Below are 24,600 nucleotides of genomic sequence, written 5' to 3'. Positions count from 1 at the left end.
TACATCTTTCCTAAATGTACATCAATTATCTTAAGAGGACCTTTTTAAAGAATTTATCCTCTATTTCTTTCCAACCGTCGTTTGTAGTATTACCTTCTTGAACATTATTAAGATTAGTAAAGTTTGGAACCGTGGCAATCTGTAAATGTTCACTTTCTGGAAGCGTAAATTTATAAGCATGAGCAGCTTCTAGAACGATTAGAAGTGTGAAACGACCACTTTTATAAAGCGAAGACAATTTATCTAACATTCTTTGAACATAGTCGTTATCAGCTTCCCAGTCATTCGTAAATTTTAATTTGTAAATAAATAATGTTGAAAGAGGACTGTTAAATAAGTTTTCGGTCTTGTCAGCTAAATGTGAAGCACGACTACGAAGTTCTTCTAAAGCCTCCTTACAAGCGTCATCTCTTAAAGAACCAAGGGAGTTTGCAAGTTCATCCCTTCTTGCCTTGATGTGAAATGACATATTAAATTTTTTACATCTTATCATATTTGTATCTGGTAAAAATTCAACCTCGCCGGATAAAATATCATGCATTTTGTCAAAAGAATCTAAAAGTAATTCTCTATCATGACTATATATCCAGGAATACATATATGAATGCAATGTTTTAAAATATCCACATATTCTAAAGGAAACTTCGCAGTTAAATCCTAAGTTGACGACCTCACTATAGTATACGGGAACTTTAGACTTAGTAGCACTCTCGCTACTATCATTTGAAGAATCAGCACTAGCTGCTAATTCTTTAGCATATTTTTCCTCTTCGGCAGCTTTGTTTAAACTGTCCAAAAGTCCCATAATAAATCCTCCATATTAATAATAATCTAGCATAAATCATTTATACGTATGTAAAGAATAATTGCACTTAGTATCAAAATGCAACTATCTGTCCCACTTATCACATAACTCTTTAATTTGGTCAGCGAATTTAGCTAAGTCTTTATTTGCACAACCTTCGTTCTTTCTGATAACAGACATAAGTCTTTCACCGTTCGCAATAAGTCTGTTGAATACATTATTAGTGCTAACCTGTTTTCTTTTAATAGGTTCTTTAACTCCTTCGAATTCAAATTTGCCTGTAAGTAAATTAAATACAGCACCTGAATAAGGAGCAGCAGTTTTAATATCAAAAGTATTAGAAACAAGAGCGGCGAATTCATCAGTAACAGTGTCATTACCATGAACAACAAATATTCCTTTTGGTTTTTCCTTAAAAGATTCTACCCATTTAAGAAGACCGGCTCTATCTGCATGTCCGCTGATACCTTCAATTTTTGTAATCTTAGCTTGGATTGCAATTTCTTCTCCGAAGATTTTAATTGACTTAGCACCGTCTAAAATGGTGCGGCCAGGTGTTCCAACTGACTGATATCCAGCAAATACAATTGTACTGTCGGATCTCCATAAATTATATTTTAAATGATGACGAATTCTACCAGCATCACACATACCCGAAGCTGAAAGAATAATCTTAGGTTTAGGGTCAAAGTTAATAGCCTTTGAATCATCAGTTGTAATTGAAAGGCGAAGTCCCTTAAATTCAATAGGGTTAATACCCTGATCCATAAGACTTAAAGTTTCTTCATCAAAACATTCTCTATTCTTTTCATTAAAAACAGAAGTTGCTGCGACAGCGAGTGGACTATCCACATAAACAGTTGCATCATTAAATTCAGGAAGAACACCAGACTCTTTGATCTTTCTTAGGTGATATAAAACTTCCTGAGTTCTACCTACTGCAAAACAAGGGATAATAACGTTACCGCCTCTAGCAAATGTATCTCTAATTATACTAACCAAATCGCCATCGTAATTAGGTTTTTCATCCGAATGTAATCTTGTGCCGTATGTAGATTCCATAATAACATAATCGGCACTATCTATATATGTTGGATTTTTGATAAGTGGCTGGTCGAAATTACCAATGTCACCTGAAAATACAAGTTTTCTGGTAATGTCATTCTCTGTAGCCCAAACCTCAATTGAAGCGGAACCTATAAGATGACCAGCATCAACAAATCTAATTTTAACATTTTCACAAACTTTAATCTCTTCATTATAATGGTAGCCTTCAAATAATCCAAGAATACCATCAACATCGTCGAAATCATAAAGTGGTTCAACTAAATCCTTACCGCTACGTCTATTCTTTCTTGAACGCCAATCTGCTTCAAACTGCTGAATGTGTGCACAGTCCTTAAGCATAATGGAACATAATTCAAAAGTGGCAACTGTACAGAAGACTTTGCCTCTAAAACCTTGTTTATATAACAAAGGTAAAAGACCAGTGTGGTCGATGTGTGCATGTGTTACAAACACATAATCTGTATCTGCAGGAGTAAAAGGTGGTTCCTGATTTACATATAGATTTACACCTTGCTCCATGCCGTAATCTACAATTATATTTTTGTCGCCGACCTGCAAATAATGAGCACTGCCGGTTACTTCATGAGCTGCCCCGATAAAAGTTAATTTCATAATCCACCCCCAAGCATATAAATTATAAATATGAATTATACCTTCCGTAAAAAATCATACTTACAGCCAATTCTAGTATACCACATCTTGTGAAAAAAATGAACAACCCACTATAAAAAGTACTTTGGCAAATGCGTAGGTAAAAATGCACAAAAAACGGAAACCAAATTTGTAAAAAACGTTTCTTGAAAAAAGAAAGATTGGTGTTAAAATAAAGCTATAAAGGAAACGATTCTTGGCAAAATAGTTTTCTGAATTTGGTTGTTTGGTATGGAAAAATAGGGTGAAGTTTACTATAATATATTATATACTCTATCATTTTACGAAACCCTATAGTGAGGAGGAAAATATGGCTACGAAAACAAGATTATTAAAAAATAAGATTATCGAAGCTACTATTGAAGTGTTTAACAGAAAAGGGATTAAATTCACCATGGATGACATCGCTGCCGAACTGGGTATGAGTAAAAAAACAATTTACAATACATTTCGAGACAAGCAGGATTTATTCCTAAGTACAGTTGATTATTGCTTTGATAAAATTAAGGAAAGCGAAAAAGAGGTGCTTGAAGATGATTCATTGGCAACTCTTGAAAAATTAAGAAGATTATTAGGAGTTATGCCAGAAGGATATAAGGATATTAGTTTTGAAAAACTAAGTATTCTTAAGACAAGATATCCAAAAATATTTGTTAAGGTTCAGGAGAGACTTGAAACTGGATGGGAAGCTACATTAATGCTTATCAATCAGGGTATTAAGGAAGGTGTTATCAGACCAGTTGATACAGCTCTTGTGAAAACAATGTTTGAAGCAACAGTTGAGAGATTTTTCATGAGTGATGTTTTAGTTAATAGCAAGATGTCATACACAGAAGGACTTGAAGAAGTTGTAAATATCTTAATCGATGGTATTAAGGCGTAATTTGGGGACAGGATAAACCGAAGGATTAGTAAAGAGGAATTTAGGAGTAGGGTGAAATGAAGAGTGATAGAGCAAGTGTGGTTTTTGAGAATAAAATCACGAGTAGAGCTTATAAGAAGTCCTTAAAAGGGAAGCAAAAATGCTTTAAGAAGTATGGGGATGATTCTAATAAAGAATTATATGTTACGATTGCCGATAATAAATATATCGGAGATAGTCTTGGAGTAAAAGATATTAAAGTCACAACTAAAAAACAGACGGATGAAGAGAGTTCTGTAGAGAAGTTTGATTTAGAAAAAGGGTTAATAGTTGGAAATATTCGAATGGGATTTGGACATTACCGAATCTCTATGGCAATGGCATCATGTGCACATTACATGGGATATACGCCATACTGGATGGACCTTAATGGTTATCCAGACACAGTGTGTACCAAGATTATAAGTGAGCAGAATAAATTGTATTCATTAGGATCAAGGCTTTCGAAAGATCCCATTTTCAACAGATTTGTTTGGGAGCCACTTAATTACGAAGGTTTTAGATCATTAACATACAATAGTGGGGATCAAAAGAGAGCAGAGCTTATGGCACCTGTTTTCAAAAACGTGCCAGATGAAATTCCTGTTGTAGGTACGCACTGCTGGCCAGCCCAGGCGGCAGTGCATGCAGGAATGAAATATGTGGTTAATGCAATTCCTGATAATTGGCCTATGGCTTTGCATCTAGCAGAAGGGTCATTGCACACTGTGCAGTGTCACTTTGCATATCAGGGTTATAGAATTTTAAATGGAATGAATAAAAAGAAGGTCAATAGTCCTATGCCAGCAAATGACCTTGTATACACAGGACACTATATTGACCATGAGATTGTTGCGAGCATTGAAAGTGATTGTGATGCAAGAATCCAAAGGAAGAAGAATAAAAAGGCAATTCGTTTTCTAATGTCGATAGGTGGTGCGGGAGCACAGAAGGAGATATTTGCTGGAATTATAAAGCACATACTTCCACTTATCAAAAAGAAAAAAGTTGTTTTATATATAAACGTAGGTGATTATAAAAATGTATGGGATGATTTGCTTAAGAGTATTCCAGATATGAAGGGTGTATCTTTTGAACACTTCGATGATTTTGAGGATACAAAGAAGTTTTCAGAAGATGCATTAGATGAAAATATTGAAATAAAAGGTATACATGCTTTTTATCATAAGAATATTTTTGAAGCAGTATATTCGACAAACCTTCTTATGAGAAGTGCGGATGTACTTGTGACAAAGCCAAGTGAGTTAGCATTCTATCCGATTCCAAAACTCTTTATTAAGAGAGTTGGAAAGCATGAGATGTGGGGAGCAATTCACAGTTGTGAAATTGGAGATGGAACTATTGAAAGTAGAGATATTCCTCACATAAATCAGATGATAGACATGTTTATAAAAGATGACGATTTCCTAATAGATATGTGCGAAAATATAAAGAAAAATAATAAAATGGAAATTTATAGCGGGGCATATAAGGTAATTGAATTGGCAATGAACATGAAGAAGTAATATAACATATAGCCTCTTGCGTATGCAAGGGGCTTGTTTTAAAAATAATAGGGGAACTAGGGGTGAGTTGCAACGTTAGTTAGTATTGTTTTAATACTAACTAAAGAGAAGGAGGATATTATGAATTTATCATTTAGAGAAAAAGCTTCCTATGGGCTTGGTGCTGTAGGTAAGGATATGGTATATATGTTGTCAGCTAGTTATGTGCTTTATTACTACCAGGATGTTATGGGAGTATCAGCATTTGCTATGGGCATTATACTTTTAATTGCAAGAATTTTTGATGCATTTAACGATCCTATTATGGGTGTAATAGTTGCTAAAACTCAAACTAAGTGGGGAAAGTTTAGACCATGGCTTATGATTGGAACATTAACAAATGCTGTATTATTGTTTTTAATGTTCAGTGCACCGGCGTCTTTCTCAGCAGGTTCTCTTACAGCATATGCAGCAATCACTTATATAATGTGGGGTGTTACATATACTATGATGGATATTCCATATTGGTCAATGATTCCGGCATTTACTGAAAGCGGTAGAGAGAGAGAAAACCTTACTACTCTTGCTAGATCTGCAGCGGGCGTGGGTTCAGCATTAGTAATGATTCTTACAATGAAATTTGTATATGGACTTGGAAACATAGGTGGTGATAACCTTTCTAATAGAAAGATTGAGATGTATGGTTTTAAATGGTTTGCTCTAATAGTTGCAATTATATTTATAGTTTTTATAACCATTACATGTATGAATATAAAAGAAAAATCTACAGTTAATATGAAGACGGCTAGCGTTTCAGATATGTTTAAAGCACTTTTATCGAACGATCAGGCTATGACAATAGTTGTTACAATAGTGCTTATAAACTGTGCAGTATACATTACTTCTAACCTTGTTATATATTTCTTTAAATATGACTTTGGTGGAGAAAGTTGGTTTGATGGATACACACTTTTTAATACATTTGGTGGTGGAATACAGATTTTAGCAATGATGTTATTTTTCCCACTTCTTAGAAAGTTCTTTAATACAATAAAGATGTACTATATATGTATAATAAGTGCGCTACTTGGATATGCAGCACTCTTTGCAATAATAAACATTGGAATTGGTAGTGTATATGTTACATTTATTCCTGCATTCTTTATATTTGCAGCAAATGGAATGCTACAAGTTTTAACTACTATCTTTTTAGCTAATACTGTTGATTATGGAGAAATAAAAAATAGTAGAAGAGATGAATCAGTTATTTTTTCAATGCAGACATTTGTGGTAAAACTTGCAAGTGGTATTGCTGCATTCGTTGCATCAATTAGTTTATCTATTTTTTCACTTAGTAGTAAGGCAACAACAGAAGCTGAACAGACGATGGATTTATCAAAAGGTGTATCAGATAGTAGCAAAATGGGACTAAGGATGACAATGACCATTCTTCCAATCATTGGTCTTATAATTGCAGTTGTATATTTTAAGAAAAAATATATTTTAACAGATGAAAAGATAGAAGAGATTTCAAAGCAGATAAAAGATAGAAGACAGCAGGAAAAAGAATAAAGTATGTGCTATAGATAGAGGTTAATAAAAGGAGAGAAGATGATTAGAAATTTTGATAATGAATGGTTTGTTCTTGATACAAAGAATACAACATATGCATTTCGTGTGATAAAAACAGGACAGCTTGAACACCTTTATTATGGTGAAAAAATTAGAATAGAAGAAAAGGAAGATTTATTATGTTTAGCTGAGCAACATGCATATGCACCTGGTGCAACAGCTAATTATACAAATGAAGATAGAAGTTTTTCATTAGATGATATGAGGCTTGAAATATCAACTTTAGGAAAGAGTGATTTAAGGGAGCCTTTTATTGAAGTTATTAATTCTGATGGATGTAGAACTTCTGATTTTCTGTTTAAAAGTGCATCTGTTTTGGATAAGAAGAGTGAGATTAATACTCTTCCATCATCATATATAGAGTATAAAGAAGAAGGAAATGAAACCATAGATAATAAGGATATAGAACTCCAAATTACGCTGGTAGATGATTATTATAAACAGAAACTTATTTTAATATATGATGTTTTCTATGATAAAGATGTTATTACAAAACGTGCAGTTTTTAAAAATGATGGAGATAGTAGCATATCGCTACTAAGACTTATGAGTAATCAACTTGACTTTGCAACTAACGATTATACATTCACTACATTTAATGGAGCTTGGGCAAGGGAAATGCAGAGGAATGATAGAAGACTTACTGCAGGTAAATTTGTAAACAGTAGTAGGGATGGTATATCATCAAATAAGGCAAATCCATTTGTTATGATTTATAAGAATGGCGCAACAGAAAATACTGGTGAATGTTACGGCATTAATTTAGTGTATAGTGGTAATCATTATGAGGCGTGTGAAGTATCTGCACATTATAAACTTAGATTTGTTCACGGTATTAGTCCAGATGGATTTAACTTTGTGATAGATGCGAACGAGGAATTTGAAACTCCAGAATCTGTTATGACATATTCTAAGAATGGTTTTAATGGAATGAGCCAGAATATGCATAGATTTGTTCGTGAGAATATAGTTAGAGGAAATTGGAAAAATAAAATTAGACCAGTTTTACTTAATAGTTGGGAAGCGGCATATTTTGATATAAATGAAAGTAAATTACTTAAGCTTGCAAAGGCTTCTAAGGATGTGGGAATTGAACTTTTTGTTATGGATGATGGCTGGTTTGGAAAGAGAGATGATGATAGTTGCTCTCTTGGAGACTGGTATGTTAACAAAAAGAAATTACCTAATGGACTTGGGTCCCTTGCAAAGAAAGTAAATGATCTAGGTTTAATGTTTGGTATATGGGTCGAACCTGAGATGGTTTCTGTTGATAGTGATTTATATAGAGAACATCCTGATTGGGCTATGGACTTAAAGGATAAACCACATTCAGAAGGAAGAACACAAAGAATACTTGACCTTTGTAATCCTGATGTTGTTGAGTATATTATTAGTGCAATGTCAGATGTATTTGCTGGTGCAAATATTTCATATGTTAAGTGGGATATGAATAGAGTATTTACTGATGTATATTCTAAGTATCTTCCTGCAGAGAAACAGGGTGAAGTATATCACAGATATGTAATTGGATTATATAAAGTGATGGCTACACTTACCGAAAAATTTCCAGATATTTTATTTGAGGGATGCGCAAGTGGTGGTAATAGATTTGACTTAGGAATAATATCATACTTCCCACAGATATGGGCAAGTGATGATACTGACTGCTTATATAGAGTAACTTGTCAGACAGGTTATAGTTATGGATATCCTCTAAGTACAGTTAGTGCTCATGTTTCGGCAAGTCCAAACCATCAAACACTTCGTAAGTCACCGCTTGATACTAGATTTAATGTGGCTGCATTTGGTAATTTCGGATATGAGATAAATCTATGCGATTTAAAGAAGGAAGAACTTGCTATTATAAAAAGACAGATTGAAACATATAAAAACTGGAGAGATGTTTTTCAGTTTGGTTCATTCTATAGAGGACGCAGAATGCTTCTTCATGGCGAACATACTGAATATAGAAATGAGGATGTATTTGGTCATGGTAATATTAATGAATGGACTGTTGTTTCAAAGGATAAAAAGGCAGCAGTGGGTATGATTATTCAGGCATTAGTTGAACCTAATAAACAGTATGAATATTTCAAACCTATGGGACTTGATAGTGATATTAAATATCATTTTACAAATGAAAGTAAGAGATATAATATTAAGAATTTTGGAGATCTAATTAATACAGCATCTCCAGTTCATATTAAACAGGATTCACTTCTTCATAACATTATAGCAAGACATGTGACAATGCCAGGTGAGTGTGAAGATTATGTTGCATATGGTAGCGTGCTTATGAATGCAGGTATAAATCTTAAGCAGGCATTTGGTGGAACTGGCTATGATGAAAGTGTGAGATATTTCCAGGATTTAGGAAGTAGGATGTATTTTATGGAAGGGGAATAATATATAACTAGAAAGTGAGACAAAATGAAAAAGAGAATCATTAGAGTTGTTATTACTGCTTTGATTTGTGCAGCGATACTAATTTGGGATAAACATGAAAATAAGAAAATGAAAGAGTACTACGAACAAGAAAAGTATAATGAAACTCAAACCGAAGCAACCACACTTAGTTTGGAGAATGCATATTATAAGAATAATGATGGTTTGTGGGTTTATAATGGAATAACATATAAGAATAAGTTTGAGTTATCTGGAGAAATGGCACAATCAAGATTAGATGGATTTGTTTATAGTAATAAGATGAGAGAAGTTAAGATGGTGGTTTTATCAAATAGAGATAATCTTACTTTTGAGGATGTTTCAAAAGAAAAGATTACTTATACGGATAAGTCTTCGTCTAGTCAGTCTTACGATGATGTTTTAGATTTTTGTATTGTGGAAATGGAAGTATTAGATAATGAATAATTAATTAAGAAATTCGTTTTAAAATATTTTAAAACGAATTTCTTTTTGCTTAAAACGAATATCCCTTGACGATATATGGAAATAAAGTCTATAATATCTATATAGTGATGAGGAGACTGGTCTGTAAGGAGGTGAATTATGAGATTTACTGAAACAAAGAAAAATGCAATAAAAAACTACTTGCTAGAGAAAATAGAACAGAAAGAAGAAGGGATAACTAAAAAGGTTGCAGATAACTTTAATATAAATCAAAATACAGTTCATACGTATATAAACGAATTAATTAATGAAGGTATTATAAAACGAGAAAAAAGAGACGTTTATAGTTTGACGGGTGAAAGAAAAAAGTATATTTTAAGTAGGAAAGCAGGCGAGATAGAGGAAGAATTATATACATTTGATAAGTATGTAAAACCAGTTGTTGGAGAGTTTTCCGATAATACGTATAAGATTTGGGAATATGCATTTGGAGAAATGTTTAATAATGTAATAGATCACTCCGAAGCTGAAAAATGCGTTATTATAATTAATAAGGACGCAGTAAAAACGAGTATTTGGATTGCTGATGATGGAATTGGAATATTTGAACATATTAAAGATTTCTTTAAATTGAAGACTATTGAAGATGCAGTGAATGAATTATTTAAAGGAAAAATTACGACTAAGAAAGAGTATCATTCTGGTGAAGGTATCTTTTTTACTTCAAGAATAATGGATGAATTTCTTATTATATCTAGTGGAAAACTTTTTCACGTTGATAAATATGATGAAAGTATACTTCTTGATAATCCTATAAAAAATGAAAAAGGCACAGCATTGTATATGTCGCTTAATAATGAAACTAGAAAAAATATGAAAGAGTTATTTGATAGATATTCTGATGTTGATGGAGGATTTAATCGTACAAGTATTGCTTTGAAAAATATTTACGGTAGTAGTCCAACGTCTAGATCTCAGGCTAAAAGATTATGTGCTGGATTAGAAGAGTTTAGTGAGGTGGAACTTGATTTTGAAGGTCTAGACTGGATGGGACAGGGATTTGCACATCAATTATTTATCGTATTTGCTAATAATAATCCTAATGTAAAATTAGTTATAAAGGGCATGAGTGATGATGTGAAGAAAATGTATAATCATGTTATGAATACAAAATAAGATAAAAGAAATTCGTTATAAATTATTTTAAAACGAATTTCTTTTTGATTAAAACGAATATCTATTTCGTATATAAAAGAATTTAAAAATTATTAGCACTCTCTATTGACGAGTGCTAATTTTTGTGCTAATATGAGTTTAGGTTAAGAGTTGGGCTACGATATGTGGCCCATTTATGCTATTCAAAATTCCTGATAGATAGTAGTAAAAAAAGGAGGGAAACACTATGAATATCAACAAATTTACACAAAAGTCAATTGAAGCAATTCAAATGGCTGAAAAAATCGCAGTTGATCATGGCAATCAAGAGATTGAGCAGGAGCATTTGCTATATGCTATGCTTACTCAGGAAGATGGTCTTATTCCAAAACTTATAAGGAAGATGGAAATTGATTTAGATCATATTACAAAGAATGTGGAAAGTAAAATTGAAAAAAGAGTTAAGGTTTCAGGTGGCCAGAACTATATTGGTAAGAACTTAAATGATACTTTGATTCATGGCGAGGATGAAGCTAAGGCCATGGGTGATGAGTATGTTTCGATTGAGCATCTTTTCCTTACTATGCAAAGACATGCAAATGCTGGTATTAAGGAAATTATGAATGAATATGGTATTACCAGGGATAGATTTCTTAAGGCTTTATCAGAAGTTAGAGGTAACCAGGTTGTAACAAGTGATAATCCTGAAGCAACTTATGATTCACTTGAAAAATATGGTCAGGAATTAGTAGCGAAAGCAAAAACTGGTAAGCAGGATCCTGTAATTGGTAGAGATGCTGAGATTAGACATATAATTAGAATTTTAAGTAGAAAGACAAAGAATAATCCAGTGCTTATAGGTGAACCTGGTGTTGGTAAAACAGCAGCAGTTGAAGGCTTGGCACAGCGTATTGCAAAGGGTGATGTTCCTGATAGTTTAAAGGATAAGAAGATATTTGCTCTTGATATGGGCGCACTTATTGCTGGTGCAAAGTACAGGGGTGAATTTGAAGAAAGACTTAAAGCAGTTCTTAATGATGTAAAGAGCTCAGATGGTCAGATTCTTCTATTTATAGATGAATTACATACTATAGTTGGTGCTGGTAAAACAGATGGTGCAATGGATGCAGGTCAGCTATTAAAGCCTATGCTTGCAAGAGGCGAACTTCACTGTATCGGTGCAACAACACTTGATGAATATAGAGAGTATATTGAAAAGGATGCTGCACTAGAGCGAAGATTCCAGCCAGTTTTAGTTGATGAGCCGACAGTTGAAGATACAATTTCAATTCTTCGTGGACTTAAGGAAAGATATGAAGTATTCCATGGTGTAAAGATTTCAGATAACGCATTAGTTTCTGCTGCAGTTTTATCTAATAGATACATATCAGATAGATTTTTGCCTGACAAGGCTATTGATCTTGTGGATGAAGCTTGCGCACTTATTAAAACAGAGCTTGATTCTATGCCAGCTGAACTTGATGAGTTGAATCGTAAGATTATGCAGATGGAAATCGAGCAAATGGCTCTTAAAAAAGAAGAGGATAAGTTAAGTAAGGAAAGACTTGATGACTTAAGTAAGGAACTTGCTGAACTTAAGGATAAGTTTAATGCCATGAAGGCTGATTGGGATAACGAAAAAGGTTATGTTGAAAAGGTTCAGAAACTTCGTGAAGAAAGAGATGATATTAAGAGTCAGATTGAAGTTGCGCAGAACAGCAATGACCTTGAAAAAGTTGCAGAACTTCAGTATGGTAAATTACCTGAAATTGAAAAGCAGTTAAAAGAAGCTGAAGAGAATAAAAAGGAAGATACATATGTTCATGAAAATGTATCTGAAGATGATATAGCGAAGATTGTTTCAAAGTGGACTGGAATTCCAGTTGCCAAATTAAATGAAGGGGAAAAAGCTAAGATTTTACATCTTGATGAAGAACTTCATAAGAGAGTTGTTGGTCAGGATGAAGGTGTATCCTTAGTTACAGAAAGTATCATTAGATCAAAGGCTGGAATTAAGGATCCAGGTAAACCAATTGGTTCATTTATGTTCCTTGGCCCTACTGGTGTTGGTAAGACTGAACTTGCAAAGGCTCTTGCTGAGTCCATGTTTGATGATGAAAACAACATGGTAAGAATTGATATGAGTGAGTATATGGAGAAGCATTCTGTATCAAGACTTATAGGAGCGCCTCCGGGATATGTTGGATATGATGAGGGTGGCCAGCTTACGGAAGCAGTAAGAAGAAAGCCATATAGTGTTATTCTTTTTGATGAAGTTGAAAAAGCTCATCCAGATGTATTTAATGTATTATTACAGGTTTTAGATGATGGTAGAATTACAGATTCACAGGGAAGACTTGTAGATTTTAAGAATACAATTATTATCATGACTTCTAACTTAGGAAGTGGATATCTTTTAGATGGAATTGATGATAATGGAAATATCAGCAGTGAGGCAGAAAACCTTGTAATGACTGATGTTCGTAATCACTTTAGACCAGAGTTCTTAAACAGACTTGACGAAATAGTTATGTTTAAGCCACTTACAAAGGATAACATTGGTGGAATCATTAACCTTCTTATGAATGAATTAAATGCTAGACTTAAAGATAGAGACATTAAGGTAGACCTTACTGATGGTGCGAAGACATTCATTATTGATGAAGGATATGAGCCAGCGTATGGTGCAAGACCACTTAAGAGATTTTTACAGAAGAATGTTGAAACACTTTCAGCTAGATTAATCTTAGAGGGCAATGTATCAGAAGGAGATACTATTTTAATTGATGTCGCTGATGGAAAATTAGTAGCTACAACTAAATAATTAGACAAAAAAAGGATTGTAAAGAGTAATCTTTACAATCCTTTTTTGCATATTCATAAATTATTTTTTCGCATCGAATCTATTATTTCATGATACTTTTCTTTTTCAGCATACATAACTTTATCAGCTGAGTTGATATAATCATTAATAGTACCTTCATCTGCAGGTTCAATTACAACATAACCGATACTTGCATGTAACATAAATGATAGATTCAGTGATTTAAAATCTGCAGTCATTGATTCCGATAAGTTCTTTATAAATGTAGGAATTTCATCATCCGGTGGACAAGAACCTACAGCAATAAATTCATCACCGCCATATCTTCCGAATAGCCAATCTTTTGGAGCATGTTTTTTAAATGCCTCAGCAGTAGCTTTTATTGCAAAATCTCCATTAAGGTGTCCATATACATCATTAATGGTTTTCATGCGATCGATATCTGCGAAAACAAGAATGGATCTTTCCTTTTTTTCTTTCTGATCAAGTATATAATTATAAAGAACTTTTTCGCATCCAGTACGATTATATATGCCAGTTAGAGCATCGTTCATATATATTCTTTTTAATTCTTTATTTGTTTTTTCAGCAAATATATGAACACGCATACTAAAAAGTAGAGCATTCATATTTGAAACGAAATTACATAGCTCAGCATTGAAAAGTAAAGTTGGTGTATTTTTTATTGCAATATAACCGATAATAAAATTCATATAATTAAGCGGAGCAAATATATAAAGATTTGATTTTCCTTCTTCATGTTTATAATTAGGATAAAGGTCTTTAGAGTTTAAATGTCCCATTGCCTTTTTTTGATTATCCTCTAGCTCATAAAGAATATCCATGTTATTACTATATCCTCTTATGCGTTCAGGATAAAAATCATTATTTAACTCGAAAAATTCAGGCTCTGTACAAATACAATAATTTGGACCAATATCAGGAATGTCTCTTAAATCTTTGAAACCTTTATCATAGAAATCTTCTTTACGTTTGGCTTGCGCAAGAGGAATTTGTAATCTTTGGAAACATATATTCATAATATTTTTCTGGATGCTTTCATAGTGAAGATTTCTAATTTTGTTGATTCGTTTTTCTTCAGCTTCTTTAGTAGCTTTACAACCACAGCTTTCAGATGGAATAAAAAACGAATCATAAATTTCTGTGAATATTTCCTTTGGATGTTCAATTTGATACTTTAGTTTGTTATAAGCCGTTTCACCAAGGGAATCCCAACCACTTGATACTGTAGCTAAAATAGGAACTGTCCATTGGCTATCTTTAATCATATCAAAACCAGTAACTATAACATCTCTTGGAACGTTATAACCGTGTGCATTAAGTGCGGAATTGACTCCAAGAGCCATATAATCATTTGCACATACAATCGCATCTGGGAGTTCTTTTTTTGAATCTAAATAGTTGTTTGTTTCACTATATGCACTATAAAAACTAAAATTTCCACTTATTTCAGCGTATAATTCCATATTATGTTCTTTAAGAACATCGAGTAAAGCTTTACGTCTAGTGGCATTTTCAGCATTACCTTCAATTCCATTTACATAGAGAATCTTCTTTGCTTTATGATGCTCAATAAGGTGTGTTGCAAGTGCTCTAACACCTTTATAGTTTTCAGATTTTATACAAGACATATCAGGGACATCAACTTCTAAAGAAAGCATAGGAACACCTTCACGTTGAAAACATGCACAGACACGTTCTTGCTCATAAGAAAAATTAAATGTATTTGTAAGCATTATCGCCCCATCGAAATCCTGTGGGTTTGGAAGATGGAATATATTGAGCTGACATTTGTTTTGTAATTCAGGGGTTGAATGAGCGCAGTATGAAACAAAAACAAAGATATCTATTCCATCTTTCTTTGCTTCTTTTTGTATACCGGTTATAACTTTTTCGATAAACTCATTGCTAAAACCATTAGCAAATACTGCAATCTTATTATTCATTCTATAATCCTCCCACTATCCAGATTATATAGTTAATTAAATTATATCACGGATTATTTTTAGGATAAAGAAATAAAGTGTATTTTTTGAATTTGAAATCATTGATTTTAGTATATTAAAATGGCATAATTAAAATGTTAGAGATAACAAATAAATAAGGGTGATGGAGATTCTTTTTATGTTTCATATATGGAAAATCTTGAGAAAAATAATGGTTATATGATATATTAGTTGAGAATGAAGTAAAAAAGTGTAAAAGGAGAAACAGATGGAACTTTGGGATATCTATGATAGGGATAAAAAATTAACTGGAAGAACAATGGAAAGAAACGACTGGACTATGAAGCCGGGCGATTTTCATCTTACAGTTTTAGGAGTAATAAAAAGGCCAGATGGAAAGTTTTTAATTACAAAGAGAGTTGAAACAAAGGCGTGGGCACCAGGACATTGGGAAGTAAGTGGAGGTGCTGCTCAGGCTGGAGAGTCATCACTTGAAGCTGTTAAAAGAGAAGTTTTAGAAGAAACAGGAATAGATGTAAGTGATGCAGATGGTGGATATGTATTTACATATTCAAGAGAGAATCCAGATGAAGGTGATAATTACTTTGTTGATATTTACAGATTTGTAAAGGATGTTACAGAGGAAGATGTAAAGTTACAGGAAGCTGAAACTGCTGGATTTACATTTGCTACAAAGGAAGAGATTGAAGCTATTGCAGCAGAAGGTAAGTTCTTGCATTACGATAGTATAAAGAGAGTATTTGAGTAAAGAATTAAATATAAATAAAATAACCGACGAAAACTTAGAAATTTTAAGATGATTATCTTTAAAATCAATGTTTTTGTCGGTTGTTTTTATTTGTATTCCTTATTATACTCTAATACGTTGTAATTTCCATTCACTAGACTAACTATAGCAGCATGGCAATTGCTTTGAAGGCCTGGTTTCCAAAAGTTTTTCAAATCTGTTTCTTTATTAACGTGCATAAGCATGCCTTTATTTACAGCACCGTGAGCAACGATTAAAACATTACTATTAGGTTGTTCTTTTTCTAATGGTTCAATTACGTTTTCAAAAAAATCCTTAGTTCTTTTGCACAGGTGTGAAAGAGATTCAGGTTGATTTTCCTTGTAGTAATAAGGAGCTTTTTCGTTATATAAATCTGGACTTGTTTTAAAGTAAATAAAAGGACTTCCGTCTATGCCTGCTAGTTCTTCAAATGTATGTCCTTCAAAATCTCCGAATTCTAACTCTCTAATTCTTGAATCCTTTGTTATTTCAATACCTTCATTTGTATAAGAGGTTAAAATCTTTGCAGTTTCGTATGCTCTATCAAGGGGACTTGAAAATACCATATCAAAAGAAAGATTGGCTTCTTTAAGAGCCGCTCCTGCAATGTGTGCCTGTTCTATTCCAGCTTCTGCAAGAGGGATGTTGCTTGCTCCTTGAATTTTAAATGTTTTATTCCATTCAGTTGTTCCATGTCTGAATATATAAATGTTCATAATAATTCTTCCTTTAGTTTTTGCAGCAAATGCAAAATATTTATAATTATGTATTCGTAAAAATACACATAGCAGATAATAACATATTTGTATTAGTATTTCAATCACAAGGGTTTTATAAATATGTATAAATATGTTATACTATTAGACGCGAAGAATGGAAAAATTAATAAGTTCATGAAGGGGTAAGTCATGAGTAAAAATGGTTTGAAGACGATATTTGGGACATTGCTAGTTTTCGTGTTGGTTGTTGTTATTGGTTTGACTGTTAAGGAATTTAAGAAAAAACCAAGTAAGGAAAAAAAGACTGATTACAGCAAGGAGATAGCCATAAATCATAAAATGCAGGATGTTATAGAACCTAAGAAACTTCCTGAAAGAAGAATGTCTATTATTATGGCTGGTGATACAGTTATCCATAATGGTGTATTTATGGATGCGAGCAAAAATAAAACATATAAGTCAACGGATGAATACGATTTTGCAAAGATGTTTACAAGATTTAAACCAATATTGAAAAAATATGATTTAAGATACTATAATCAGGAATCTATAATCGGAGGTGGAGAACCAAGTAATTTTCCTCTTTTTTGTTCACCTGATGAGATAGGTTCTGATCTTGTAAAAACAGGTTTTAATTTAGTTAGTTTGGCTAATAATCATTCATTTGACTGTAGAGAGGAAGGTCTTAGATATTCAATTAAGTTTTGGAAGACCTTATCAAAAAAAGCACATACAGCAGGTTCATATGATTCATTTGAAGAAAGAGATGACATACCTGTTTATGAAAAGAATGATATTAAATATGCATTTTTAGCATATACAATACCTACTAATGGATTCCATGCACCTGAGGGCAAGGAGTATCTTGTTAATGAGTATAGTAGAGAATTAGTTAAAAAGGATGTTGAAACAGCAAGAAGTAAAGGCGCAGAAGTAATAATGGTAGCAATGCATTGGGGCGTTGAGTATACTCATGAGCCTACATCTGAACAAAGAGAGGAAGCGAAGTACCTATCTAAAATCGGAGTTAATCTTATTATAGGTTCACATCCTCATGTGATTCAGCCTATAGAATATGTTGGAGATACATTATGTATATATTCTTTGGGAAATTTAATATCTGCACAGCATGAACTTGGAATGGCAAAGATAATAGGACTTCTAGCAGCAACGGATATAGTTGTTAATGATGGAAAAGTAAGTTTTGAAAATACAAAATTTGATTTAACATATACATATAATATAAATCTGGCTAGAGGATACGATATTATACCATTTGCTGAAATTACAGAAAAGCATCTTAAAGGTTATAAGGAAATTGAAAAACAATATAGAAAAATAGTTGATCCTAAGGGTAAGTTTAAAGGAAAATTATGAGTACAAAGGAACAGGTTTTAAAATACTTACAAGAGAATAAAGAAGATTATATATCAGGTGGATTCTTATCTGAAAAATTAGGTGTTTCTAGAAATGCAATCTGGAAAGCCATTAATAGCATTAAGAAAGACGGAATAATGATTGATGCAATATCAAATAAGGGATATAGAATTGTATCAAGTGTTGATGTTATTAGTAAGGATGCAATTAAGAAATATCTAAATGATGGAAATATTAGAGTAGAAGTATTTGATAGCTTAGATTCAACAAATACATACTTAAAAGAAAAAGGTGCACATGGAGAAAGTGAGGGCCTTTTGGTTGTTGCAAAAGAACAGACAAAGGGTAAGGGCAGAATGAATAGAGCATTTTCTTCACCTAAAAATGGAGGTGTGTATTTTAGTTTGTTATTAAGACCAAGTATTAATCCTAATGAAGCTCTTTTTATAACTACAATTGCAGCAGTTGCAGTGGTTACGGCGATTAAGAAAGTTACTTCTAAGGAAGCGAAAATAAAATGGGTTAATGATGTACTTTTAGACGACAAAAAAGTATGTGGCATTTTAACAGAAGGCTCTATTAGTATGGAGAATGGAAGTCTTGATTATGCAGTTGTTGGAATAGGCATTAATGTAAGAGAGCCAGAGGGGGGATATGGTGATGAAATTAAAAAAATCGCAGGACCTGTTATTAATGGTGAAGACATTGAAGATGTTAGTTCTAAACTAGTGGCTGAAACGGTTAATGAATTTATGAAATACTATAATAAATTGCCTGAGAAAGATTTCCTTAAAGCGTATAAGGATAAATCCATAGTATTAGGTAAAGAAGTGTATATAATAGATTCTAATCATGGAAGCCTTGGAACAACTAGTGAAATAGTTAGCAAATACGGTGATAGTTTAGAGACTGGTAAAGTGATTGATATAGATGATAACTTAGGACTTGTTGTTAAAAAGAAAGACGGAGAATTAGAAACACTTAGAAGTGGTGAAGTAAGTGTTAGAACAAAGTAAAAAGGAATAAGTTAGTTTGGTGAAGTTGAGATGAATTTTTTTCAGAGATTTTTTGGACATTTACATACAATAAATAAACATAGACGTAGAGTTATATATCATGCTTTTAAAGCTGGAATTGGGTTTCAAGGTTTAAGACATGATTTATCAAAATATTGTCCTGAGGAATTTTTTAAGGGAGTAAAATATTATCAGGGATATAGAAGTCCTAATGAAGGGGAAAGAGAAGCATATGGGTTTTCATATGCATGGATGCATCATAAAGGAAGAAACAAACATCATTTTGAATACTGGACAGATTATAATCCAGAAACAAGAGTTATGAGTCCGGTTAAAATGCCTACAAGATATGTAATAGAAATGTTTTGTGATAGAGTAGCGGCTAGTAAGATATATTTAAAAGATAAGTATAATGATGGAGAACCGCTTAAATACTTTATGAAGGCAAAAGGAAAAAGAATGATTCATCCTGAAACATCAGATTTTATTGAAAGTCTGTTAGTAATGCTTGAAGAAAAGGGTGAAAAGGAAACATTTGCTTATATAAGGAAACTTGATAAAAAATCATAATATAGATTAAATTGGTTAGTGATTATATGAAAGATAGTAGTAAAATGATACTAACGTAATTTTATGGAGGAATTTATGCTAGTAGACAGAGTTGAGAAAGCTTTGTTAGATAAGGGTTTTATTAAGGGGAACATAGAAGGCAAGGACATAGATATAAGATCCTATATTAAAGTTGAAAATGAAACAGAATATAAGGTAGTCTTTGTTTTTAATAATGAAGCAGGAACAAGATCTGGAGGCGGTATACTAGAAGATATTAGTCGAAGAATTGCCCAAATATTGTATATGAAGAAGGCAACGGATGTAGATAGTATCTGTTTGGTACTAACTGGAAATCCGGAAGTTGAGATGGGATATGGTAGAGGCGATAATCAGATAAAATCGTATAATGATGCTAACGTGAAATACTGGCTGTTGGATTCAAGAGGAAAGAGAATCATGATTTTTGAAAATCAGCCAGATGATTTCTGCGATTTATATAAATCGATGGAAATTGCTTTAAATTCTGTAGATGAAGATGAAAAAAATGAAACTTCTTTTCTTTCTAAAGTTAAGATGTTCCCGTACGCTACAGCGCTCTTGATATTTTTAAATGTTGCATATTTTATCTATTTAGAAATGATAGGATCAACATTGGATTCAAGCTTTATGCTTAAGCATGGTGCAAGTAATCCTCAAAAGATTTTAAAGGGTGGAGAGTATTATAGACTTGTTACTTCCATGTTTATGCATTTTGGTATTGAGCATATTTTAGGTAATATGTTTATGCTTGCGGTATTAGGTGATAAAATAGAAAAGAAGGTTAAAACAATTCCATTTTTGTTTATGTATCTTTCAACGGGCTTGATAGCTGGAATTGTATCATGTGCTAATGCAACAGGTGATGTTGTAGGCGCAGGAGCAAGTGGAGCCATATATGGAATATTAGGTGTATATATTATTGTAACGATGGTTGAGATTCTACAGATTCCAGTAGAGAAAAGAATGGTTACTTTAAAAAGCGGAGTAATAAGAGTTATACTAGTTGTTTTCCTTACTATGAGCGATGTTTTAATTGATTCATCGGTTGATGTAACAGCGCATATTGCAGGTTTGATTGCCGGTCTTATTATTGCAAGATTATGGTTTTTATTAGGACCTGGTAGAGAAATTTTAAAGAAAAGATTATAATTAAAGAGATTTATAATAAATAATAATAGTAAATACTAGTAAAATTGAGGAGGTAGAAATGAAAGACCCAGAATGTATTTTTTGTAAAATAGCAGGTGGAGAAATTCCATCAACAACACTTTATGAGGATGAAGATTTTAGAGTAATATTTGATATTTCTCCAGCATCTTTTGGACATGCTTTAATCTTACCTAAGGAACATTACGCAAATGTATATGAACTTGGTGATAATGAAGCAAGTAAGCTTTTCGTAGTTGCAAAGAAAGTTGCTGCTGCAATTAAGGAAGAAACAGGATGTGATGGACTTAATATTCTTCAGAATAATGGTGAAATAGCAGGTCAGACTATATTCCATTTCCATACACATATTATTCCAAGATATAAAGGTGATAGTGCAACAATTACTTGGAAGCATTTAGAACCCGAGATGGATAAGTTATCAGCACTTGCTGAAAATATTAAATCAAAACTTCAGTAATATTTAGTATAAAAAAGACTTTAGAAATTAATCTAAAGTCTTTTTATATGTTAAAAAATCAAATTATTTACAAGCTTCAATTAGAAGTTTTGTAATCTTATCAACTGCTTTAGTTGCTTCTGACTTGTTCATTGCATCAATGTATTTATCTTTGTTCTTATACATATCCTCAATTGTTGAAATAAGTAACTCATCTGTTAAATCTTCTTCATTGAGAACTTCACAGAATCCCTGCTTTTTAAATGATTTTGCATTTAAAATCTGATCACCTCTACTTGATGCAGCAGGAAGAGGGATTAAAATTGCAGGTTTGTTTAGGTAAACAAATTCCCAAATAGCATTTGAACCTGCTCTTGATACTATGATATCACATGCAGCGAAAAGATCTTTCATCTCTTCGTTAACATATTCAAACTGTTTGTATCCTTCTATGCCTTCCTTGTTTTTATCTAATTTTTCCTTACCGCATAAGTGAATAATATTAAAGTCTTTAAGCAAAGTATCTAGAGATGAGCGTATTGACTTGTTAATAGCTGCTGCGCCAAGGCTTCCACCTACAACAAGTATTACAGGTTTATCATCCTTAAAACCACAGTATTCAATACCTTTTTGTTTGTCACCTGTTTTTAAATCGCTTCTAACTGGTGAACCAGTAAATACACCTTTATCACCAAGGAATCTAGCTGTTTCAGGGAATGTATGACAAATCTTATTTGCATACTTCATGGATAATTTATTAGCAAGACCAGGAGTTAAATCTGACTCGTGGCAGATAACAGGAACTTTCTTCTTGCTTGCTGCCATAACAACTGGAACACTAACAAATCCACCCTTGGAAAATACAACATCAGGATTGTATTTTTTAATTATTTTTTTTGCTTGAAAATAACCTCTGATTACTTTGAATGGGTCTATGAAGTTTTGAATTGAAAAGTATCTTCTTAACTTTCCGCTTGATATAGGCTTATAATATAAACCTTCTTTTTCAATAAGCGTTCTTTCTATTCCCTTATAGGAACCTACATACATTATTTCAAAATCAGCATCCTTAAGAGCTGGAAGTAAAGCTATGTTAGGTATTACATGTCCGGCAGTTCCACCGCCAGTTAAGATTATTTTCTTTGACATAATTATTCCTCATATTATATATTTTTAAATTTATATGACGAGCATATTAATGCTCGCCATATTAGTATAGTACATATTTAATTATTTGTCATTTACTATTAATGAATCACATTCATCCTGAGTTAATGTTTCACCATCCATTACTTTCTTGATAAGTTTCTTACCATTTTCAACGGAAGTCTGGTTAAGGTTTACGATTGAAAGAGGTTTACCAGCGTATGAATATGTGTATTCACTTCCGGTAGTACCTACAGCACTATATGATACTACATTCCAATCACCACCATTTTTAAGCTGTGCTTTAACAAGTGATGAAATTTCATCATCAGATAAACTTGTTCTGAAACTATCTGAAACACCACTCATAAGTGAAGCATAGTTTCCTAATATAGAAGGTGAAGTCATCTTCTTAACCATTGCTTTAATAACCTTCATCTGGTTCTGACCTCTCTGGAAGTCACCGTTCTTAAATGCTTTACGCTCTCTTGAATAGTGAAGTGCGTGAAGTCCATCAAGTTCTAAAGTACCCTGTTCAAAGTGGTAGCCATCATGTGATGTAAATGATGTATCGTTTTTAATTGTAATACCACCTAATGCATTGATGATATTTTGGAAACCTGTAAAGTTAACTCTTACAAAGTAGTTTGGTTTAACTCCGTAGATGTTTCCAAGTGTATCCATTGAACAGTCAACGCCGTAAATACCAGCGTGTGTAAGTTTATCCTTAGTTTGTCCTGGTGCGATTGATAATTCAACATATGAATCTCTAGGTGTTGAAACTAAAAGACATGTCTTAGTCTTAGGATTTACAATACCTAAAATATTAACATCAGATCTTGAAGTATCTGCAATTGCACCATAAGTATCATTACCACTGATATAAACAACAAATGTTTCGTTATCTACATCAACACTATTTGTTTTTGAAAGTTCTGATTCATACTTATATTGTTTGATTACTCTTGTTTCCTTGCTGAAGTTTTCTTTTGAATCCTCAATAGTCTGACGATAGGCTTCGTTAAGAATGATAACATCAACTTCGCCATCATAAAGTGCAGAAACTAAAGTGTCGATACCACCACATTCCTTGGTATCAACTGAACCATCTAAGTCTTTTTCAACGTCTTTAATACATTTATCAGTATTAGCTCTATCGATTGTAGTAGCAATACCGAAGTTGTAACCATTAAGTTCATTAACTGTTTTAGCTGGATTTTGATCCATAACAATTAAACTGATTGTATCTGTTTTCTTATGTGCACCGGCAATCTTTTTAAGAGTTCCCTTTGTTACTAATACATAATAGGTACCAAAACCTAAACATACACATAACAGTATAGAAAGGAATGTTCCGGCTCTTCTTAGATTCTTGCTACCGAACTGAGTAAAGTATGTGTATAAATAAAGTAATGAAAGTCCAACAACAACCATTGCTATAATATACACAGGTAGTAAGTCTGCATAATGTAGCGATCCAACAAATACAATTGATAAAATTAAAAATAAATAGGACACAAAAAGTCCAAATTTCTGACCGCCAGTTAGTTCTGGCTTGTCTTTGGAATTGATTTTAACATCCTCTGTCTCTGAATTTTTCATAATTCTCTCCTTAACTTCTCAATATTTTCTTTATAAATTTATTCAAACAATCTTGTATAATTTGCGAAAATAGACATATTGCCACATTTTCAGTTGCCTATTATACTACATAAAATAAACATTGACAACAATAAATAAAAAATGTAAGACTTCGTTAAGAAATATGAAATAAGCATAGCAAATACAAAGAATTTTCTAAGTTTTATTTACATTTGCTGATAAATGGTATATATTATAGTAGAAAACAAAGTAATGTTGTTTTAAATATGAATAGAGATTAAAACTTCAAGGCAGGGTGTAAGTCCCTACCGGCGGTAAAGCCCGCAAGCCGAAAGGTATGATCTGGTGAGATTCCAGAGCCGACAGTATAGTCTGGATGAGAGAAGGATTAATAA

19 protein-coding genes and 1 riboswitch are annotated in these 24,600 nt (G+C 32.7%); of the genes, 13 read left to right on the top strand and 6 right to left on the bottom strand.

The features are described 5' to 3' along the window. Positions 1–25 precede the first annotated feature (25 nt). Positions 26–805 carry a hypothetical protein gene (locus tag B5D16_RS04030; RefSeq protein ID WP_078765686.1) on the bottom strand — a complete coding sequence of 260 codons (780 nt, stop codon included), beginning with the start codon at positions 803–805 and terminating at the stop codon, positions 26–28. A gap of 84 nt (positions 806–889) precedes the next feature. After that, positions 890–2,485, bottom strand: a complete 1,596-nt coding sequence (locus B5D16_RS04025; protein ID WP_078765685.1) for an MBL fold metallo-hydrolase RNA specificity domain-containing protein — start codon at positions 2,483–2,485, stop codon at positions 890–892. Between the two features lie 349 nt (positions 2,486–2,834). On the opposite strand from B5D16_RS04025, the gene B5D16_RS04020 reads away from it, so the two are divergent. From B5D16_RS04020 to clpB, 7 genes are all read left to right on the top strand, one after another. Then, on the top strand, positions 2,835–3,407 hold the full coding sequence (locus B5D16_RS04020) for a TetR/AcrR family transcriptional regulator (protein ID WP_078765684.1): 573 nt from the start codon (positions 2,835–2,837) through the stop codon (positions 3,405–3,407). A gap of 56 nt (positions 3,408–3,463) precedes the next feature. Further along, positions 3,464–4,951: a DUF6937 domain-containing protein gene (locus B5D16_RS04015; RefSeq protein WP_078765683.1), complete on the top strand. Its 1,488-nt coding sequence runs from the start codon at positions 3,464–3,466 to the stop codon at positions 4,949–4,951. 120 nt (positions 4,952–5,071) lie between these two features. After that, positions 5,072–6,502: a glycoside-pentoside-hexuronide (GPH):cation symporter gene (locus B5D16_RS04010; RefSeq protein WP_078765682.1), complete on the top strand. Its 1,431-nt coding sequence runs from the start codon at positions 5,072–5,074 to the stop codon at positions 6,500–6,502. 39 nt (positions 6,503–6,541) lie between these two features. Next, positions 6,542–8,968 (top strand): alpha-galactosidase, encoded by a 2,427-nt coding sequence (locus B5D16_RS04005; protein WP_078765681.1) that lies wholly within the window; start codon positions 6,542–6,544, stop codon positions 8,966–8,968. Positions 8,969–8,992: 24 nt separating this feature from the next. Then, complete coding sequence (locus tag B5D16_RS04000) at positions 8,993–9,433, top strand: hypothetical protein (protein ID WP_078765680.1); 441 nt, start codon at positions 8,993–8,995, stop codon at positions 9,431–9,433. A gap of 138 nt (positions 9,434–9,571) precedes the next feature. Beyond that, the gene (locus B5D16_RS03995; protein WP_078765679.1) at positions 9,572–10,588 is read left to right on the top strand and encodes an STAS-like domain-containing protein; all 1,017 of its coding nucleotides are present in this window, start codon (positions 9,572–9,574) and stop codon (positions 10,586–10,588) included. Between the two features lie 226 nt (positions 10,589–10,814). Next, entirely contained in the window at positions 10,815–13,391 is a 2,577-nt protein-coding gene (clpB, locus tag B5D16_RS03990; RefSeq protein ID WP_078765678.1) for an ATP-dependent chaperone ClpB, read from the top strand. A gap of 53 nt (positions 13,392–13,444) precedes the next feature. On the opposite strand, the gene B5D16_RS03985 is transcribed toward clpB, so the two are convergent. Then, complete coding sequence (locus B5D16_RS03985; RefSeq protein ID WP_078765677.1) at positions 13,445–15,358, bottom strand: substrate-binding and GGDEF domain-containing protein; 1,914 nt, start codon at positions 15,356–15,358, stop codon at positions 13,445–13,447. Positions 15,359–15,626: 268 nt separating this feature from the next. Here B5D16_RS03985 and B5D16_RS03980 point away from each other — a divergent pair, with 268 nt between their 5' ends. Next, the gene (locus B5D16_RS03980) at positions 15,627–16,127 is read left to right on the top strand and encodes an NUDIX hydrolase (protein WP_078765676.1); all 501 of its coding nucleotides are present in this window, start codon (positions 15,627–15,629) and stop codon (positions 16,125–16,127) included. A gap of 86 nt (positions 16,128–16,213) precedes the next feature. Here B5D16_RS03980 and B5D16_RS03975 read toward each other — a convergent pair whose 3' ends face one another. Then, positions 16,214–16,864 (bottom strand): histidine phosphatase family protein, encoded by a 651-nt coding sequence (locus B5D16_RS03975; RefSeq protein ID WP_078765675.1) that lies wholly within the window; start codon positions 16,862–16,864, stop codon positions 16,214–16,216. 192 nt (positions 16,865–17,056) lie between these two features. Here B5D16_RS03975 and B5D16_RS03970 point away from each other — a divergent pair, with 192 nt between their 5' ends. The 5 genes from B5D16_RS03970 (at position 17,057) to B5D16_RS03950 (ending at position 21,478) form a co-directional block, all read left to right on the top strand. After that, on the top strand, positions 17,057–18,244 hold the full coding sequence (locus B5D16_RS03970; RefSeq protein WP_078765674.1) for a CapA family protein: 1,188 nt from the start codon (positions 17,057–17,059) through the stop codon (positions 18,242–18,244). Next, positions 18,241–19,260 (top strand): biotin--[acetyl-CoA-carboxylase] ligase, encoded by a 1,020-nt coding sequence (locus B5D16_RS03965; protein ID WP_078765673.1) that lies wholly within the window; start codon positions 18,241–18,243, stop codon positions 19,258–19,260. Before B5D16_RS03970 ends, B5D16_RS03965 begins: the two co-directional genes overlap by 4 nt. 30 nt (positions 19,261–19,290) lie before the next feature. Continuing rightward, positions 19,291–19,830, top strand: coding sequence for a DUF5662 family protein (locus B5D16_RS03960; RefSeq protein WP_078765672.1), 540 nt, complete (start codon positions 19,291–19,293; stop codon positions 19,828–19,830). Between the two features lie 75 nt (positions 19,831–19,905). Next, complete coding sequence (locus B5D16_RS03955; protein ID WP_159444275.1) at positions 19,906–21,000, top strand: rhomboid family intramembrane serine protease; 1,095 nt, start codon at positions 19,906–19,908, stop codon at positions 20,998–21,000. Between the two features lie 58 nt (positions 21,001–21,058). Beyond that, positions 21,059–21,478 carry an HIT family protein gene (locus tag B5D16_RS03950; protein ID WP_078765670.1) on the top strand — a complete coding sequence of 140 codons (420 nt, stop codon included), beginning with the start codon at positions 21,059–21,061 and terminating at the stop codon, positions 21,476–21,478. Between the two features lie 63 nt (positions 21,479–21,541). Here the strand turns inward: B5D16_RS03950 and B5D16_RS03945 are convergent, their stop codons facing one another. Together B5D16_RS03945 and B5D16_RS03940 are read right to left on the bottom strand one after the other, a co-directional pair. Continuing rightward, the gene (locus tag B5D16_RS03945) at positions 21,542–22,606 is read right to left on the bottom strand and encodes an undecaprenyldiphospho-muramoylpentapeptide beta-N-acetylglucosaminyltransferase (protein WP_078765669.1); all 1,065 of its coding nucleotides are present in this window, start codon (positions 22,604–22,606) and stop codon (positions 21,542–21,544) included. Between the two features lie 81 nt (positions 22,607–22,687). Beyond that, on the bottom strand, positions 22,688–24,205 hold the full coding sequence (locus tag B5D16_RS03940) for an LCP family protein (protein WP_078765668.1): 1,518 nt from the start codon (positions 24,203–24,205) through the stop codon (positions 22,688–22,690). 277 nt (positions 24,206–24,482) lie between these two features. Further along, a riboswitch (FMN riboswitch) is annotated at positions 24,483–24,597 on the top strand. The last annotated feature ends 3 nt before the right edge of the window (positions 24,598–24,600 follow it).

It is taken from the genome of Eubacterium uniforme, from assembly GCF_900167115.1.
Classification (GTDB): Bacteria; Bacillota; Clostridia; order Lachnospirales; family Lachnospiraceae; genus Eubacterium_S; species Eubacterium_S uniforme.
Note: the sequence above shows the minus strand (reverse complement) of the source record. Positions and strands in the feature narration are given on the sequence as shown.